Source organism: Enterococcus sp. 4G2_DIV0659 (assembly GCF_002140715.2).
GTDB classification, from domain to species: domain Bacteria; phylum Bacillota; class Bacilli; order Lactobacillales; family Enterococcaceae; genus Enterococcus_L; species Enterococcus_L mansonii.
Map to the genome: position 1 here is coordinate 2694302 of NZ_NGLE02000001.1, position 19320 is coordinate 2713621.

13 protein-coding genes and 1 pseudogene are annotated in these 19320 nt (G+C 36.9%); 12 read left to right on the top strand and 2 right to left on the bottom strand.

The features are described from left to right. Positions 1 to 135 precede the first annotated feature (135 nt). The 12 genes and pseudogenes from A5880_RS12635 to glmS all read left to right on the top strand — a co-directional run bounded on the left by A5880_RS12635 (position 136) and on the right by glmS (position 16855). Positions 136 to 519 carry a MerR family transcriptional regulator gene (locus tag A5880_RS12635; protein WP_086329383.1) on the top strand — a complete coding sequence of 128 codons (384 nt, stop codon included), beginning with the start codon at positions 136 to 138 and terminating at the stop codon, positions 517 to 519. 43 nt (positions 520 to 562) lie between these two features. Continuing rightward, entirely contained in the window at positions 563 to 1903 is a 1341-nt protein-coding gene (gene glnA / locus A5880_RS12640; protein ID WP_086329384.1) for a type I glutamate--ammonia ligase, read from the top strand. A 137-nt stretch (positions 1904 to 2040) separates the two neighbouring features. After that, entirely contained in the window at positions 2041 to 2349 is a 309-nt protein-coding gene (locus tag A5880_RS12645; RefSeq protein WP_086329385.1) for an antibiotic biosynthesis monooxygenase family protein, read from the top strand. A gap of 99 nt (positions 2350 to 2448) precedes the next feature. After that, entirely contained in the window at positions 2449 to 3576 is a 1128-nt protein-coding gene (locus A5880_RS12650) for a DUF3114 domain-containing protein (protein ID WP_256924778.1), read from the top strand. Between the two features lie 181 nt (positions 3577 to 3757). Next, positions 3758 to 7435, top strand: coding sequence for a pyruvate:ferredoxin (flavodoxin) oxidoreductase (nifJ, locus tag A5880_RS12655; RefSeq protein WP_086329386.1), 3678 nt, complete (start codon positions 3758 to 3760; stop codon positions 7433 to 7435). Between the two features lie 255 nt (positions 7436 to 7690). Further along, a complete protein-coding gene (gene cdaA, locus A5880_RS12660; protein ID WP_086330302.1) occupies positions 7691 to 8578 on the top strand; it encodes a diadenylate cyclase CdaA in 888 nt (295 codons plus the stop codon). Continuing rightward, positions 8575 to 9723, top strand: a complete 1149-nt coding sequence (locus A5880_RS12665; protein ID WP_086329387.1) for a CdaR family protein — start codon at positions 8575 to 8577, stop codon at positions 9721 to 9723. Before cdaA ends, A5880_RS12665 begins: the two co-directional genes overlap by 4 nt. A gap of 82 nt (positions 9724 to 9805) precedes the next feature. Beyond that, positions 9806 to 11161 (top strand): phosphoglucosamine mutase, encoded by a 1356-nt coding sequence (gene glmM / locus A5880_RS12670; RefSeq protein WP_086329388.1) that lies wholly within the window; start codon positions 9806 to 9808, stop codon positions 11159 to 11161. A 224-nt stretch (positions 11162 to 11385) separates the two neighbouring features. Beyond that, positions 11386 to 11937 (top strand): ECF-type riboflavin transporter substrate-binding protein, encoded by a 552-nt coding sequence (locus A5880_RS12675; protein ID WP_086329389.1) that lies wholly within the window; start codon positions 11386 to 11388, stop codon positions 11935 to 11937. Positions 11938 to 12032: 95 nt separating this feature from the next. Then, the gene (locus A5880_RS12680; protein WP_086329390.1) at positions 12033 to 13742 is read left to right on the top strand and encodes an ABC transporter ATP-binding protein; all 1710 of its coding nucleotides are present in this window, start codon (positions 12033 to 12035) and stop codon (positions 13740 to 13742) included. Further along, positions 13739 to 14577 (top strand): annotated as a pseudogene (locus tag A5880_RS12685) (energy-coupling factor transporter transmembrane component T family protein). The gene A5880_RS12680 and the pseudogene A5880_RS12685 overlap by 4 nt, the downstream one beginning before the upstream one ends. 466 nt (positions 14578 to 15043) lie before the next feature. After that, the gene (gene glmS / locus A5880_RS12690) at positions 15044 to 16855 is read left to right on the top strand and encodes a glutamine--fructose-6-phosphate transaminase (isomerizing) (RefSeq protein WP_086329392.1); all 1812 of its coding nucleotides are present in this window, start codon (positions 15044 to 15046) and stop codon (positions 16853 to 16855) included. Between the two features lie 194 nt (positions 16856 to 17049). On the opposite strand, the gene A5880_RS12695 is transcribed toward glmS, so the two are convergent. Then, the gene (locus A5880_RS12695) at positions 17050 to 18549 is read right to left on the bottom strand and encodes a HAMP domain-containing sensor histidine kinase (RefSeq protein ID WP_086329393.1); all 1500 of its coding nucleotides are present in this window, start codon (positions 18547 to 18549) and stop codon (positions 17050 to 17052) included. After that, a complete protein-coding gene (locus A5880_RS12700) occupies positions 18546 to 19238 on the bottom strand; it encodes a response regulator transcription factor (RefSeq protein WP_086329394.1) in 693 nt (230 codons plus the stop codon). The genes A5880_RS12695 and A5880_RS12700 overlap by 4 nt, the downstream gene beginning before the upstream one ends. Positions 19239 to 19320 lie beyond the last annotated feature (82 nt).

Genomic DNA, 19320 nt, shown 5'->3' on the forward strand with positions numbered 1-19320 from the left:
CTAATCTATCTAGCTATGCAGGCGAGGTCTTTAGAAAAAAGATAAAATAAACCTGTGGCAAAAACCACTACAAACCTATTTTTCTGTCAGAACTGAGTAGCCTGCTACGCTTTTAAATAAGAGAGGGGGGTGGATATGAGAGAGAAAGAACTGAGAAGATCGATGTCAGTTTTTCCAATTGGTACAGTTATGAAGCTGACTGATTTATCAGCACGTCAAATCCGTTATTATGAAGAACAAGACTTGATACATCCTGAAAGAAGCGAAGGAAATCGACGAATGTATTCGTTAAATGATATTGATGTATTACTGGAAATCAAAGATTATTTATCCGATGGTCTGAACATGGCAGGGATTAAACGTGTTTATGAAATGAAGTTAGAAGAACAGATGCAGGCACAAGAGCCAAGCAAACCACTGACGGATGAGGACGTTCGGAAGATTCTGTATGATGAACTTATTTCTCAAGGTGGACTGACTCAACAAAATCCATTCCAATCCAGAGGACCAAAATTGTAATAATTGCAGCTTACACAAAAAATGAAGGACGTGAAGGAAAACAATGACGAAAAAACAAAACACAGTAGAAGATATCAAACGAATAGCCGAAGAAGAAAATGTTCGATTTTTACGATTAATGTTTACAGATATTATGGGAACGATTAAAAATGTGGAAGTTCCAGTGAGCCAATTAGACAAAGTATTAAGTAACAAAATGATGTTTGATGGGTCTTCTATTGAAGGTTTTGTACGAATTGAAGAAAGCGATATGTATCTTTATCCTGATGTATCCACTTGGATGATTTTTCCTTGGGAAAGTGATCATGGGAAAGTTGCTCGTTTGATTTGTGACATTTATAATCCAGATGGTACGCCCTTTGCGGGAGATCCTCGTGGAAACTTAAAGCGCGCGCTTGCGGATATGAGAGAAATGGGCTTCACTTCATTTAATTTGGGTCCTGAGCCAGAATTTTTCTTATTTAAGTTAGATGAAGATGGAAAAATCACAACAGATTTGAACGATCGAGGCGGTTATTTTGATTTCGCGCCAACAGATCTTGGGGAAAATTGTCGTAGAGATATTGTACTTGAATTGGAAAGCCTTGGCTTTGAGGTAGAGGCTTCTCATCATGAAGTAGCACCTGGACAACATGAAATTGATTTTAAATATGCAGACGTTATCGAAGCGTGTGACAACATCCAAACATTTAAATTAGTTGTGAAAACAATTGCTCGTAAACATGGTTTACATGCGACATTCATGCCAAAACCATTGTACGGAATCAGTGGTTCAGGAATGCATTGTAACATGTCTTTATTTAAAGAGAATGAGAATGTCTTCTATGATGAAAAAGGGCCAATGCAGTTAAGTGAAACAGCCTATCACTTCCTTGGAGGGCTATTAAAACATGCGCGTGCTTATACGGCAGTTTGCAATCCAACAGTCAATTCATACAAGCGTCTAGTTCCAGGTTATGAAGCACCAGTTTATGTTGCGTGGAGTGGACGCAATCGTTCGCCGCTAGTACGTGTGCCTGAATCACGTGGGTTATCAACTCGCTTAGAATTACGTTCAGTTGATCCTTCAGCTAATCCATATTTAACCATGGCTGTATTGTTACAAGCAGGTTTAGATGGTATCAGAAACGAAATTACACCGCCAGATGCTGTTGACCGCAATATCTATGTAATGAACGAAGAAGAACGAAAAGAAGCACAGATCCATGATTTACCTTCAACAATCCATAATGCAATTAAAGAACTACGCAAGGATGACGTTATGATTGCGGCATTAGGTGATCATATCTATGCAAACTTTGTAGAAGCGAAACGCATGGAATGGGCTGCGTTCCGTCAAACCGTTTCTGAATGGGAAAGAGAACAATATTTAGAATTATATTAATAACTATAGTGAGAGACGAATCAGAATGTTGGTTTTGTCTCTTACTTCTTTTTTTAAGTAAACTAGTGGTTGGTAGTAGATTTATGCTATAATTGAAATTGATAATCATTATCATTTGTATCTGAGGAGGAAAAATCATGATTGTTCAAACTGTTACTTTTATTGTCAAAAAAGAGGGTAAGGAACTATTTGAAGCAAAAACGAGCAAAGATGTAGCGTCAATGCAGTCGTTTAAAAACTGTTTGTCTAGTGAATGTTGGTTCTCAGAAAGAAAAGACGTATGTGAATTTATGCTTGTTTCAAAATGGGAGAGTAAAAAAGACTTTCAGAATTGGCTAAAACGTCCAGAGCATTTGCAAAAGCATAGAGAAGCACATAAAAATAAAGAATCAAAGCCTTCGATCGTTTTAGAAAAAATCAGAAATAGTTACGAGATTTGTTCATAAATAACCAATTCGTGCTATTTTTTTTGAGTATATTTATACGTGTAAAAAAGATGAAAAAAATGTATAGTAAAGATTAAATAATCTTTAAGGAGAAGCGTTATGCAAGAATCGAACGTATATTTAAGTATTCTTGAAAAAATTAAGAAACCAAAAAGTATGTCAGAAACTAGATTTACGGAATATATGGAAATTATATTGGCGCAAATACAAAATCTTATACAAGACGGTTGGGACGATGCCGCTATTTCAACTTATTTGAGCAGTCTAAATATACTGACAGAGCACCCAATTGAAAATCTATGTTGTTTCCACGAATTGATTTATTTTGTGGGTTCTGATATATACACTAAAATGCTTGAAACGAGTAGCCTTTCTGATCAACAAAAAGTTAGTTTAGTAATTCAACATTTAGGTGGTTATCAGGATAAAAATGGTGATCTACAAATATCTGGCACGGCTAGTTATCACTTTTTCCCTGATATGCCGCCAGGTGCATCATTTTTAGACATATACGCTAAAATGGTTCAGCGAGCCTATCCAGAGGGACTAACTATTACTAAAAAAGATAAACAACTATCAAAAACGGCAATCAAAAAAAAATACCCAATGGAAGCGAAGGTTCATCAATTTAGAAATCAACTAGATAGACACACGATTCACTACGTAGAGCGTTATCGAAAAAAGCATGATTTAAAAACTGATGAGCAAGCAATCAAAGCAATTCTTAGTGGAAATTGGTTCTATGCAGATCCTCAATATCATAATAGAGCACAACTAGGGAGAGATTTTCTGGAGAACGATATTCGTCGAGAAAGCAGAACATTAAAAAATGTGGGTTTGCTAAAGAAAATCAGAAAAAGAGGATTTTATCGAAAAATTCTTTCAGGGGATTATCATAGTGAATTTATTATTGATGAGCAGGGTCAACTCTTAAGCCAATGGAAAGAAGAAGCTCAAAAAATGGACTATAGAAAAATGGCTATTGCAAATGGTGAAACATTTAATTACGGAAGACGACCACGTGATGACTTCGCCCGTACACATGATAAATTAGATGGTATTCCACCAAGATACTTTGATACAAAAGAGCGAAATGAGATCAAAAGAGATTGGCTTTCTCCTAATGATAATTGGTTATATCAGTTGATTAGAAGAATGTCGGAAAAGGGGATGAAGTTCAAAAAGAGTCCCGTTACTCAAAAGCTAAGTAAAAACAAGCAAAGTTAGGAGCTTTTTCACAAAAACGATTCGTTTTTTTTAAGACAAGGCTAAAAATGAGGATAAAAGTTTGATGAGTTTGTGAATACTTTTCACAAACTGTTTCAAAATTCGTTTGTTTCCGTTATAATAGAGAAGAATATGCGTGCAACTATTCTACTTATATAATAGAAGGATGATGACGATCATAATGCGAAAAATGAAGACAATGGATGGAAATACAGCAGCAGCGTACATATCTTATGCTTTTACAGAATTAGCAGCTATTTATCCAATTACCCCTAGTTCAACAATGGCAGAACTAGTGGATCAATGGTCTGCAGAAGGAAAACAAAATATATTTGGTCAACCTGTAAAAATCGTTGAAATGCAATCAGAAGCTGGGGCTGCAGGAGTGGTTCATGGCTCACTGAAAACAGGAGCATTGACCACTACATATACAGCTTCACAAGGATTACTACTGATGATTCCAAACATGTATAAAATTGCCGGTGAATTGCTGCCGTCTGTTTTCCATGTTGCTAGTCGAGCTGTAACAACGAATGCCTTAAATATTTTCGGCGATCATGGAGATGTCATGGCTGCTCGTCAAACTGGTTTTGCGATGTTGTGTGAAAGTAGCGTGCAGGAAGTGATGGATTTATCACCTGTGGCACATTTAGCATCGATTGAATCAAGTGTGCCGTTTATTAATTTTTTTGATGGCTTCCGTACCAGTCATGAAATTCAAAAAATAGAAGTATTGGATTATGATGAATTAGCACCTTTATTAGATCAAGAAAAAGTGGCGGAATTTCGTGCGAGAAGTATGAATCCAAATCATCCTTCTGTTAGCGGAACTAATCAAAATCCAGATATTCATTTCCAACAACGTGAAACAATCAATTCTTATTACGATAACATTCCAGCAATCGTAAAAAAATACATGAATGAAATCAATGAGCTAAGAGGAACTAATTATGATCTAGTTACTTATTATGGTGCTGAGGATGCCGAAGAAGTGATTGTTTCAATGGGATCAGCAGCTCAAGCAATTGAGCAGACGATTGATTATTTAACAAAACAAGGACGCAAAGTCGGCTTCTTGAACATTCATTTATATCGTCCGTTTCCTGTTGAAAACTTTTTAGAAAAGATGCCAAAAACAGTTAAAGCAATCGCTGTGATGGATCGGACAAAAGAGCCGGGAGCTGGCGGTGAGCCTTTATTATTAGATGTCCAAAGTGCGATGTATGAATCAGAACTTCGTCCAATGATTATCGGTGGACGCTATGGGTTAGGCTCAAAGGATGTTTTACCAAATCAAATCGTTGCTATTTATAATGAACTTAAAAAAGAGAAGAAAGTAGCTAAGTCCCGTTTTACGATTGGAATCGTTGACGATGTGACGTATACCTCTCTTGATTGTGGCGAGGCTCTTGATCTGACAAATCCGAAAACCTATCAGGCAAAATTCTGGGGCTTTGGTTCAGATGGTACGGTTGGTGCTAATAAATCTGCGATCAAAATCATCGGAGACCATACGGATAAATATGCGCAAGGATTCTTCTACTATGATTCTAAAAAATCTGGCGGACTAACTGTTTCTCATCTACGTTTTGGTGATACACCGATTCGTTCGACTTATTTGATTGAACATGCGGACTTTGTTGCCTGTCATACGGCTGCTTATCTACATACCTATGATTTGGTAAAAGGATTGAAAAAAGGCGGAACATTTTTACTAAATACCGTTTGGAACGATGAGCAGTTAGAACGCTTTTTACCAAACAAACTAAAAAAATATTTAGCTGAAAATGAAATCAATTTTTATACAATCAATGCAGTGAAATTGGCTAGTGAAGTCGGTTTAGGCGGTCGGATCAATACAGCGATGGAAACAGCCTTTTTCAAACTTGCAGATATTATGCCGTTTGATGGAGTATTGCCGATTCTAAAAGAAGAAGCACATAAAAGCTATGCTAGAAAATCAATGGCCGTTGTTGAAAAAAATATTCAGGCAATCGAACGAACAGTAGAATTGCTACACAAGGTAGATGTTCCAGAATCATGGAAAACAGTAGAAGTAAAACCTAAAGTTCGTAAAGCCAATGTAACCGATTATGTTCACGAAATCGTAGAGCCAATCAATCGTCAAGAAGGTAATGAGCTTCCAGTTGGTGCGTTTATTAAAAACGATATGACAGATGGACGGATGCCTCTTGGGACAACCGCTGTGGAAAAACGTGGGATTGCTGTTGAAGTGCCAGAATGGATCAGTGATCGTTGTACCATGTGTAATGAATGTGCCTTCGTTTGTCCTCACGCAGCAATTCGTCCTTTCTTAGCAGATGATGAAGAAATGGAAGAAGCGCCAGAAGGTTATATTGTAAGAGAAATGCGTGGGGCAGATGGGCTGAAATATCGTATTCAAGTTTCTGTTGAGGATTGTACAGGTTGTGGGCTTTGTGTAGACGCTTGTCCAGCTAAAGGCAAAGCTTTAGTGATGAAACCTTACGAAGAGCAAAAAGAACAAGCGATGAACTGGGCTTTTTCGATGACCTTGAAACAAAAAGAAAATCCAGCGAAACCAAATACTGTTTTAGGTTCGCAATTTAATAAACCATTGTTAGAGTTTTCAGGCGCTTGCTCAGGTTGTGGCGAAACACCTTATGTGAAATTATTGACACAAATGTTTGGTGATCGCATGATGATTGCCAACGCTACGGGTTGTTCTTCCATTTGGGGTGGTGCAGCGCCAGTTTCACCTTATACAACAAATGAGCAAGGACAAGGTCCTGCTTGGTCTAATTCACTTTTAGAAGACAATGCAGAATATGGGTATGGAATGTTGTTAGCCAGTCAAACTCGTCGAGAACACTTAGCGATGAAAATGACAGAAGCAATGTCGATCGCTTCACCTGAGTTGAAATTATTGATGGAAGATTGGATCGAACATATGCATTCAGGAGAAGGGACACAGCAACGTGCTGCCAAACTGAAAGCGGCTTTGATCGATGAAAAAGAGGATCAACCATTATTGGAAACAATCTACGCAGACAATGATTTGTTTGTAAAAAATAGTCAGTGGATGATTGGCGGAGACGGTTGGGCCTATGATATCGGTTATGGCGGAATTGACCACGTACTTGCTAGTGGTGCAGATGTTAATATGCTGGTTTTAGATAATGAAGTTTATTCTAATACGGGAGGACAAACATCTAAAGCAACGCCTGCTTCGGCCATTGCTAAGTTTTCAGCAAGTGGTAAATATGTTTCTAAAAAAGATTTAGGTATGATGGCGATGACTTACGGCAATGTTTATGTTGCTCAGATTGCTTCAGGTGCCAATCAAATGCAAACGATCAAAGCGTTTGAAGAAGCGGAACGTTTCCCTGGACCTTCTATTATTATCGCCTATACACCATGTATTACGCATGGTTTAGCTGGTGGAATGAGCAAGACGTTAGAAGAAGCCAAAGAAGCTGTTAACTCTGGCTATTGGTCGTTATATCGTTACAATCCTGAATTAAGAGAAGTAGGAAAAAATCCAATGACTTTGGATTATAAAAAACCAGACTTTGATGAAATGAAAAACTTTATGCGTAAACAAGTCCGTTTTTCTTCATTAGAATCAACACAACCTGAATTTGCTGGAAAACTTTTTGAAAAAACAATAACAGATGCAAAAAATCGTTTTTATAACTATGCTCGCATGGCAGGGCAAGAAGAGAAAATTCGGGCAAAATTAGAAAAAGCGACAACTGAGCAGACTGTTGAAAAGCCGGCTCGTGTGAAAAAAGAGCGAGTAGTTGATCCAAAAGCGGAAGCACGAAGAGCGGCAAGACGAGCGGAACGAGCTGCAAAACGTGAGAAAACAGAAGAATAAAGTAAAGACTGATATAAAGTGAGTTTGGGATAGAAGCTTATTTACGAAGGATTTGTTTTGGATCCCATCGTTTTCAGGTGGCTGGTGTATGACTCGTAGAGTTATATCCCAGCCATTCTTCTTTTTGGGGGCTGTAAATTTTTCTATCGTTTCATTTATTTCCTAAGTTTTTCTATCTTTTACGCTCATCCTGTAACCTAGGAAAAGATTATGGTATACTAATTAAGAAATCTTCAGAGAGAAGTGAGGTTTATGATGTCTTTTCAAGTGGGTCAATTATTTGATTTTAATTATTGGCGGCAATTGATCTCGTCAGATTTTTTGTCCCGTGATTATATTATTAATGTTATAGATATTTTGGTAGTATGGTACCTTGTTTACAAGCTAATCATGCTTGTTAGAGGTACAAAAGCTGTCCAGTTGCTAAAAGGGGTCGCAGTCTTTATTGTGATTCGAATATTAAGTGAGATTATTGGTTTACATACATTATCGTGGTTGATGAATCAGGTAATTATGTACGGTGTGATCGCAGCAGTGGTGATTTTCCAACCAGAAGTCAGACGTGGGTTGGAGCATCTTGGTAGGAGTTCTTTTTTCAGGGCGACAAAGTTTGAACAGCAAGAAGATGAAAAGATGGTTCTTTCATTTGATAAAGCGATTCAATATATGTCGAAACGAAAAATTGGGGCATTGATTACTATAGAGCGAAATACTGGGTTAGATGAGTATATTGAAACCGGAATCCGTTTAGATGCAGATATCACTGGAGAGTTGCTGATCAATATTTTTATTCCAAATACGCCATTACACGATGGAGCTGTGATCGTGAAACAAGGGAAAATCGCTGTTGCAAGTGCGTATCTTCCACTATCTGAAAGCAATTTGATTCCTAAAGAGTTCGGAACACGTCATCGGGCGGCTGTCGGCATTAGTGAAGTTAGTGATGCATTGACGATTATTGTTTCAGAAGAAACAGGAGATGTTAGCTTAACCATAAATAATGAGCTGATTCCGAGATTGACACAAGAAGAATACCTTAAAATTCTTAGAAGAGAATTGGTTCCAGAAGAAGGGACGAAAGATAAGAAGAATTTGTTTCAGCACTTTATGGAAGGTGTAACGAAAGGGGCGAAAAAGAAATGAAAAAAGCCTCTCAAAAAAACTGGTTCTCGGGACTGTTAGCATTACTTTTTGCGTTGTTACTGTTTTTCAATGCAAATTCATCTGGAAATGTAGGAAGTGTAGTCAGTACGAGTCAAATTTATGATGAGATGCTTTATAATGTTCCTGTTCAATTAGATTATGATCAAGACAAGTATTTCGTTTCTGGCTATGAAGAAGCAGTCAATGTTCAACTAAGTAGTGCCAACCGAATTCAGTTAGATTTAGAAACAAATGAAGATACTAGAAATTTTCAAATTGTTGCAGATCTTAGAAAAACACCTCTTGGCACATCAGAAATTCAATTAAGAGTGAAAGGGTTGAGTACCGCAGTTACTGCTGAGATTGAGCCAAAAACAATCACAGTCACGATTGAGAAGAAGGTAACAAAATCATTTGACGTACAAGCCCAACTCCCTGAAACTATTGAAACAGAAGGGTATCAGATAGATAAATTGGATGTCAGTCCTAAAACAGTAGAAATCACCACAGGAGAAGAAACTGCTAAAGCAATTGATCGTGTAGTAGCGCCATTATCGAATGTTAATCAGTCTGTGGATAAAATCAAGCAGACAGTGAATGTTCAAGCCCTTGATGCAAAAGGTCAGATACTAAGTATTGAAAATCCAGCGCCTCAAGTAAAAGTAGTCGTAGACTTAACTCTTCCTTCAAAAGAAGTAGGGCTAACAATCAATCAAACAGGTTCACCACCAACAAATATAGAACATTATACATTTAGCCTTTCTGAGCAAAAAGCAGAGATTAAAGGTCCTAAATCCACATTGGATAAAATTGATACAATAGAGGTTCCTGTGGACGTAAGTAATATACGTTCATCAACGAAACAAACAATAAAAATTCCTGCAAGTGCAGAGTATATTGTTACGCCTAAGGAAGTGGAAGTAACGATTGTTCCTATTTTTACTGGAACAAATCAAAGTTTTTCTGGAGCAAGCGGGCAAACGACAACGACCAGCTTTTCAAGCTCGGATGTATCGACGCCTTCTTCGTCCAGTGAAAAACCAAGGACGCCAAAACCTTCTAGTTCATCAAGCTCATCTAGCGAAGAAAGTAGTAGTAGTAAACCTGCTGTTGAAAATGGAAGCTCTTCTGCTTCTGTAAATTAAATGATTAATCAAACTCTTCATTTCTAATAAAACATGGGTAGAGATAAGGGAAATCGGATCTATAAGTTAAAGGAGAATTAGTATGGGTAAATATTTTGGAACAGATGGTGTTAGAGGAATTGCCAATAAGGAATTGACACCAGAATTAGCGTTTAAATTGGGCCGTTGTGGTGGTTATGTTTTAAGTCAACATGAAGATTCAACACGTCGACCAAGAGTTTTAGTTGGGCGTGATACAAGGGTTTCAGGTCAATTATTAGAGCAAGCATTGATTTCAGGATTACTTTCGGTTGGGATCGAGGTATTTCAATTAGGTGTGATTTCAACACCAGGAGTGGCCTATTTAACAAGGTCGCAAAAAGCTTCAGCGGGCGTTATGATTTCTGCTTCTCATAATCCTGCAGAAGATAATGGAATCAAATTTTTCGGTGCAGACGGGTTCAAATTAGTAGATGACCAAGAGTTGGAAATTGAAGCGTTATTAGATGGGGAAGAAGATAACTTACCACGACCGTCTGCAGAAGGTTTGGGTACGTTAGATGAGTTTCCAGAAGGGTTATTGAAATATTCACAATTCTTGGTTCAGACAATTCCAGGAGACTTATCAGGTTTAACGGTTTGTATTGATGCAGCAAATGGAGCAACGGCAACTTCTGTTAATCGTTTGTTCGCAGATTTAGAGACAGATTTTTATACGATGGGCACAAGTCCTAATGGATTAAATATCAATGATGGCGTTGGTTCAACCCACCCTGAAAAATTAGCGGAAATGGTTGTTGAAAAAGGGGCTGATGTCGGTCTTGCATTTGATGGTGATGGCGATCGAATCATTGCTGTAGATGAACTAGGCAATATTGTTGATGGAGATAAAATCATGTTTATCTGCGCAAAATATTTAGCAGAAAAGAATCGTTTGAAAAAAGATACGATTGTAACTACTGTGATGAGTAATCTAGGTTTTCGTAAAGCAGTGGAAGCTGCTGGTATGAAAGATGTAATTACCCAAGTTGGTGATCGTTATGTTGTAGAAGAAATGCGTAAAAATGATTACAACTTTGGTGGCGAACAATCTGGCCATATGATCTTTTTAGATTATAATACAACAGGTGATGGTATGCTTTCGGGTATCCAGTTGTTAAATGTCATGAAGCAAACTGGAAAAAAATTATCTGAGCTGGCCTCTGAATTAACGGTGTACCCACAAAAATTAGTCAACATTCGTGTAACTGATAAACATGGAGCAATGGATGTTCCTGCAATTAAAGAAGTCGTTGACTTAATGGAAACTGAAATGAACGGTGATGGTCGTATTTTAGTTCGCCCTTCTGGAACGGAACCATTATTGAGAGTTATGGCAGAAGCGCCAACACAAGAAAAAGTTGATTATTATGTAGATAAAATCGCTGATGTTGTTAAAGCTGAAATTGGCGTAGGTTAAAAGCGAAAAGTGACCTGTATACATATATTTATGTAGCAGGTTATTTTTTCGATTTTTCCCGTTGTCAAAGGACGAATTCTACATTTTTTTATTGAATAACATTTGATAATACGTTGACAGAAATGAAAGAAAAAGGTACTATGTGTGAGGATTAACAGCGATAAGAATAAGATTTTAGAATGAATTAAAAGCTAAATTAAAGTATGGTGAACAGGAGTGGGAAAGTGAAAAAAGAGATGTCAGTAAAAACAATTGTAGCGATTGGAATTGGTTCAGCTGTATTTGTTATTTTAGGTCGATTTGTGGTTATTCCGACAGGGTTTCCAAATACTAATTTAGAAACAGCTTATCCTTTTTTAGCATTGGTTTCAGTTATTTTTGGACCAATTGCTGGTGGCTTAATTGGATTGATCGGTCACACATTGAAGGATTTTACAACATATGGAAGTGCGTGGTGGAGTTGGATCGTTTGTTCTGGTATTATAGGAATAATTTATGGCTTTGCTGGACGAAAAATCGATCTTCAACATGGAGAGTTCAATAAAAAAGATATGATTCGTTTTAATCTATATCAAGTTATTGGAAATGCTGTAGTTTGGGGATTTATTGCACCAACGCTGGATGTATTGATTTATAGTGAACCAGCGAGTAAAGTTTACACGCAAGGCGTTATTGCGGTTGTATTAAATGTCATTGCAGTCGGACTAATAGGAAGCGTATTAATGGCAGCTTATGCGGCGACTAGAACGAAAAAAGGTAGCTTGAAAAAAGAGTAGGATCAAAAACGAAGGGCAAGGAAAAGAAAGCTTATTTCTCTAGCTTAATAACCTTTTCCAGCCCTTTTTTACATAGAATTAAGGAGCGGATATATATGAGAAAACCACTGATTATTTTCAAAGATTTTACTTTCCAATATCATAGCCAATCTGACCCTACATTACATAATATTAATTTGACGATCTATGAAGGGGAGAAAGTGTTGATAGTTGGGCCAAGTGGTAGTGGCAAATCAACATTTGCTCACTGCATTAATGGTTTAATTCCTAATGTATACGAAGGGGACATTACAGGAAGTGTAAAAATTAGAGACAAAGAGTTAAGTCAAACTAGTCTATTCGATCTTTCCTTTGATGTGGGAACTGTTTTACAAGATACAGATGGACAATTTATTGGACTAACAGTGGGAGAAGATGTAGCTTTCGCTCTAGAAAATGATGAAGTTCCTCAAGAACGAATGAAAGCAGAAGTAGAGCATTGGACAAATGTGGTTGACTTACATGATTTTTTACAACATAGACCTCAAGATTTATCAGGTGGACAAAAACAACGTGTTTCCATGGCAGGAGTTCTGATCAATGAAGCACCAATTCTGCTTTTTGATGAGCCTTTGGCAAATCTTGATCCTCTTGCTGGGAAAGAAACGATTGCACTTATTGAAAGGATTCATCAAAAAACACAAACAACTATTTTAATTATTGAACATCGCTTAGAGGATGTCTTATATCGGTCGGTTGATCGTGTAATTGTATTTAATGAGGGACAAGTAATTGCTGATTTACCAGCAGATGAATTACTACAAACGAATATTTTAACAAAACAAGGGATTCGAGAACCTCTGTATATAACAGCAATGAAATATGCAGGAGTTGATTTAAAGACAGTTGATCATTTGGCAGATATTCGCCAGATTACTGCACCGAATTTAATGGAGCAAATGGAAAGCTGGGGAAGTCAACAACAGATGCGTCCAGAAAAAGAAGGATCTGTGAACTTGTTAGAGCTAAAAAATGTCACTTATCAATACAATCAAAAGGATCGGAAAATCCTTTCTGATATCTCGGTATCTTTTAAACGTGGTGAAATGCTTAGTATTGTTGGTAAAAATGGTGCAGGAAAATCTACCTTAAGTAAAGCAATCTGCGGTTTTATTACACCTCAATCAGGAGAAATGACCTGGAATGGGGAAGACTTCCTTCACTATTCAATTAAAGAGCGAGCGGACAAAATTGGTTTTGTCATGCAAAATCCTAATCAAATGATTTCTAAAAAAATGATTTTTGATGAAATTGCTTTAGGACTAGTTTTAAAAGGCGTTTCAGAATCAGAAATCACACGACGAGTTGAAAAAGTTTTGAAGATTTGTGGGCTATATCCATTTCGTCATTGGCCGATTTCAGCATTAAGCTTCGGACAAAAAAAGCGCGTAACGATTGCTTCAATTTTAGTTTTAGAGCCTGAGATGATTATCTTAGATGAACCAACAGCGGGTCAAGATTTCAAGCATTATACTGAAATGATGACTTTTTTAGAATCTCTTAATGCGTTAGGTGTGACGATTGCAATGATTACTCATGATATGCACTTGATGTTGGAATATACAGATAGAGCATTAGTTTTATTTGACGGACAACTCATTGCTGACACAACACCAGTCAAGGTTTTAACGGATCCTCAATTGGTAGAACATGCATCGTTAAAAGAAACGAGTTTATTTACTTTTGCAAAACATTTAGGGATGGATGATCCTTTCTTGTTTACAGAAAATTTTATGTCTTATGATCGAAAGGTGCGTTTGCGATGAATGAACATCAAATGTTAGGGTATATTCCAGATGATACAATCATTCATAAATTAAATGGAACGGCGAAATTGGTATTTTTAATTTTGTTATCCATTGCTTGTATGACAACTTACGACACACGTTTTTTGATTATGATGACACTGTTTTCACTCGTTTTATTCAAGCTTTCTCATATTAAATGGTATCAAATATCATTTGTAGTGAAATTCATTTTCGTTTTTTCTTTGTTGAACATTGTTGCAGTTTATTTATTTGCGCCAGAGTATGGGGTGGAACTGTATCATTCTAGAACGATGATTTTCGAAGGAGTAGGTCGCTTTACACTTACCCAAGAGCAACTGTTCTATGAGTTTAATTTAGTGTTAAAATATTTTTGTACCATTCCGTTAGTATTGATTTTTCTGTTAACGACAAATCCAAGTGAGTTTGCATCTAGTTTGAATCAAATTGGTATTAGCTATAAAATTAGTTACGCAGTGGCATTAGCGATTCGCTATATTCCGGATATTCAAGAAGATTTTGTGAATATTTCTTTCGCACAACAAGCACGCGGATTTGAAATGTCTAAAAAAGGAAAGTTGGCGCAACGAATAAAAGGGACTGCACAGATCGTTTTTCCACTTATTTTATCTAGTTTAGATCGAATTGAAACGATCAGTACCGCAATGGAATTACGGCGTTTTGGTGAAAAAAGAAACGAACGTGGTATGCCAAGCGTCCCTATCATCATTTAGATTTTCTTGTAATGGGGATCGCTATTTTATTAACATTGCTAAGTTTTGGATTGTTTAAAGTGAATGGTGGACGATTCTACAATCCTTTTATTAAATCTTGAGTATTTCGACTTTAGAGGATGAAACAAAACGTGTTTTCGGTTTTGTTTCATCCTTATTTTTTACGGTTTTTAGACTAGACCAATTTTTGTTTTTTGAATAAAGTGTTGACAGGGATGTTCATGTTATTGTATGATTAATTCAGTTTCTATTGACAATTTAATAAAGGAGAGACAGATAGACCAATGTTGGATAGCGCCAGGCCTGCATGTACAGGTGACGAGGAAAGAGCTTATCGAAAGATTCGGCGGATAGCTCTAGGGACTGCACTCTAAAAGCTGAAAAGAAAAAGTGACTGCAAGGTTACAACAAAGATTCAGCTAAGCAGAATAGAAACGTAAAAAAAAAATGTTTCAATTGCTAAAAGGCTTGTGAGTCCAAATTAGATCATTAAATAATCATCTGATGTAGATTATGCCCCTTTTAGTTTAGTTACTGAAGCCAAATGAGAAAGTAGGAAATAGACATATGTGCGGAATTGTAGGAATTATTGGGAAAGAAAATGCAACGGATATTTTAGTTCAAGGACTAGAAAAATTAGAGTATAGAGGATATGACTCGGCAGGGATTTTTGTGATGGGCAAGGACAATCAAGATTATTTGGTCAAGTCCTTAGGAAGAATCGCTGACCTCCAAGCGAAAATTGGTCCAGAGGTGAAGGGAACTTTAGGCATTGGTCACACACGTTGGGCAACACATGGCAAACCAAGTGAACGTAATGCTCATCCTCATACGTCATCTAACCAACGATTTACATTAGTTCATAATGGTGTGATCGAAAATTTTGAAGAAATAAAACAGGAATTTCTTCAAGGAACATTAATGGAAGGTGAAACAGATACGGAAATTGTTGTCCACTTGATCGAATACTTTTCTGAGTTAGGGGCGACAACCAAAGAAGCGTTTAAGAAGGCACTAACAGTCATCCATGGCTCGTATGCATTTGCTTTAATTGATACTAAAGATCCAGAAGCGATTTATGTTGCTAAAAATAAAAGTCCATTGTTGATTGGTTTAGGCGACTCTTTTAACGTTATTTGTAGTGATGCAATGGCGATGCTTACACAAACCAGTAACTTTGTCGAAATTGTTGATGGCGAAACAGTGACAGTCAAAGCGGATAAGATTGAGATTGAAGACGAGAAGGGAAACATTGTTTATCGTGAGTCATATGAAGCGCAATTAGATTTAAGTGATATCGAAAAAGGCACGTATCCTTACTATATGTTAAAAGAAATCGATGAACAGCCGACAGTGATGCGTAGAATTGTGGAAACATATACGAGCGCAACTGGGGAAGCAACAATTGATGAAGGAATTATCGAAAAAATGTTAGCAAGTGATCGCATATATATCATTGCTTGTGGTACTAGCTATAATGCTGGTTGGGTTGGCAAAGCTATACTGGAAGAGATGACGAAGATTCCCGTTGAAGTACACTTATCAAGCGAATTTGGTTATAATATGCCGTTACTCTCTGATCATCCATTTTTTATTTTCTTAAGTCAAAGTGGAGAGACTGCAGATAGCCGACAAGTTTTGGTACAAACAAATCAACTAAACCTACCTTCACTGACATTAACAAATGTTTCAGGTTCTACATTGTCTAGAGAAGCAGATTATACATTGCTGTTGCATGCTGGACCAGAAATAGCTGTAGCATCAACAAAAGCATATACAGCCCAAATAGCTGTTTTAGCCGTTCTTGCTAAAGCTGTTGGGGATAAAAAGAAGAATCCAGCGTCCTTAGATTTTGATATTGCCCATGAATTAAGTGTCAGTGCAACAATTATGGAAACGATCATTGATGAAAAAATGAGCATTAGTCAATTAGTAGAAACCTACCTGACTCATACCAGAAATGCTTTTTATATCGGACGTGGTGTGGATTATTATGTATCTATGGAAGCTGCTTTGAAATTAAAAGAAATATCTTATATTCAAGCAGAAGGGTTTGCAGCAGGCGAGCTGAAACATGGAACGATTGCTTTGATCGAAGAAGGGACACCTGTTTTTGGGGTGATTACAGATCAAAAAACGGCCGCACATACACGTGGCAATTTAAAAGAAGTAGAAAGCCGCGGGGCACATAATTTTGTGATTTCTCTGTCTTCTTTGTCAAAAGAAACCGATCAATTAATTATACCTGACGTTCATCCATTATTAACACCACTAGTGAGTATTGTACCAACGCAATTAATTGCTTATTTTGCAACATTGCAAAGAGGCTATGATGTGGATAAACCAAGAAATCTAGCGAAAAGTGTAACTGTAGAATAAAGAAAAAATCATGAAGATATAGTTTAAGGGTCTGAAGTATAACTCAAAGAGTTTATACTTCAGACCCTTAAAATGCGAATAAAGGGCGAGAAAAAAGCAACTTATTTTTCAGACCTAACCTCTTTTGCCTCGGCCTCTTAGATTGTAAATAAGAGAGCCAATTATTAATTATTAGAATTAAGCGGTTTTTATAGTTAATTCAAAGGGATTGTAACATAAAAAGTTGTTCCGGTATGTTTATCACTATGAACATCTATGCTAAAGTGATGACGCTCAGCAATTTCTTTTGCAATAGCCAGACCAAGTCCTGTTCCATCATAATGTTCTTTTGTACGAGCTTGGTGAAAGCGTCCAAAAATTTCTTTCTGTTCTTTCTTAGAAATATAAGAGCCTTCGTTGTGAATGCTGATGGTTTCCCTTTTTTCATCTATTTTTGATTGAATGGTAATCGTTGCTTGGGGTGGAGCAAATTTAATAGCATTTTCAATCAAAATAACAAAAAGCTGTCGAATTCTTCCATAATCACCGCTAACGATTGTTGGTTTTTCCATGTCAAGTTCAACTAGCAGCTGTTGTTGCTTTTCTGATGCTTTTAAGCGCAAGCCTCTTAGACTGTCAGATAATATATCATTAATATTGACGGGCTCCATTGTAATTGTAAATTCAGGATTTTCTAGCCTTGATAGTTCAAGCAAATCGTTGATTAGCCGCTCTAATACGATTGATTCTGCCAAAAGTTGCTGATGATATTGCTTGATTTTTTCGGGCTGGTTAATCAGTCCGTCGTTCAAAGATTCAAGTGACCCACGAATAACAGTCACAGGCGTTCTTAGTTCATGAGAGATTGTAGATAAGAAATTTTTTTGCGCTTTTTCGCGATTTTCACGATGGAATTTTGCTTCAGCTAGTCGATCTTTTAAAACTGTCAGTTTTTTTCCTAAATCTCCCATCTCATCATTCGTATCAAGATTCAATGACTTACTGTAATTTTCTACAACAAGCTCTTCGGTGAAGGCACTCATTTTTGTAATAGGTGCAATGAATTTTTTAGATAGTATGATTGACAAGAACAGTCCGATAATCCAAGCAATTAACATACTGACAAGTAGCAATAAATAGCCTCTGTTTTCTTCTTTTCGTACAGTAGAAATTGCTGAATGTAGTAAGACAACAGCTAATACGTCACCTTTGTTGTTTTTTATAGGTGCGCCAACAGTTACCGTTGGTTCACCGATGAAATTGCTGAATGCATCGCTAATTGTCGTTTTACCGGCGTAGACTTTTTTTAAAACATCACGAGCGTTAGAAGGCAATTCATTGTATTTTTTACTGTGCATGCCATGTCCAACTGTAATTGTGTGAGCATTTTCGTCAACGATCCAAATGTCGTCAACAGCCAATTGTTCCATAAACTGGATAAAAGCAGAATAGCCCATACCTGTCATCATTGATGAGCTAGATCCCATCATGCCATGCCTAGAAGAGCTGTTATTTGTCGTTGTTTGTTGTTGTTCGTCAAAATAATCTTGTAACGTATCAGCGATGACTGTGGCACGTCGACTCATTTCTTCTGTTCGGACAGTAACTGTTTGTCTGGAAAATAGTGTTTTAAAGGCAACAGCTATGACTAAGGAGAAAAGTAATAGCGTGAGCGAAAAATAAAAAATGAGTTTTTTAGTGAGTTTATTTTTCATACTCTACCCTCAAATTTATAGCCTTGACCCCAAACTGTCGCAATTTCCCAATTCGGATGATTTACTTCATCTAGTTTTGCTCTTAGTCGTTTGATATGGGTATCCACTGTTCTGGCGTCGCCATAATAATCAAAGCCCCACAAACTATCCAACAAATTATCTCTGGAAAATACTTTTTCTCGATTGGATAAAAGTAACCAAAGCAATTCTAATTCTCGTTTGGTTAATCCAATTTCTTGATTTTCAATCGTGATTTTCTTTTCTTCTAAGTAAACAATCAAATTATCATAAATAAGCTGATCCATCGTATGCTGATTCTCTTCAGTGCGCTCAATTCGTCTCAAAATTGCTCTGATACGTGCCATAACTTCATTGGGTGAAAAAGGTTTAACAATATAATCATCAGCGCCAATATCTAGTCCCATGATTCGATGATAGTCTTCGCCCTTAGCAGTAATCATAATAATTGGGACATTTGAAGTTTCTCGAATTTTCTTGCAAACTCCAAATCCGTCAATCTTTGGTAGCATTACATCTAATAAGATGACCTCAATTGGATGCGTGAAGAATAATTCTAAGGCTGCTTGTCCATCGGTTGCGACGATCGGTGAATATCCTTCTTTGAGTGCATATTCTTTTAGGACTTCAGTAATTTGCCTATGATCGTCAACAATCAAAAGGTTTTTCATGTTCATTCCTCCTTATGTCATCTCTTATTATAATCAACAATTAGAGGAATAGGGAAATTATTTTCGACACATATTTGACACA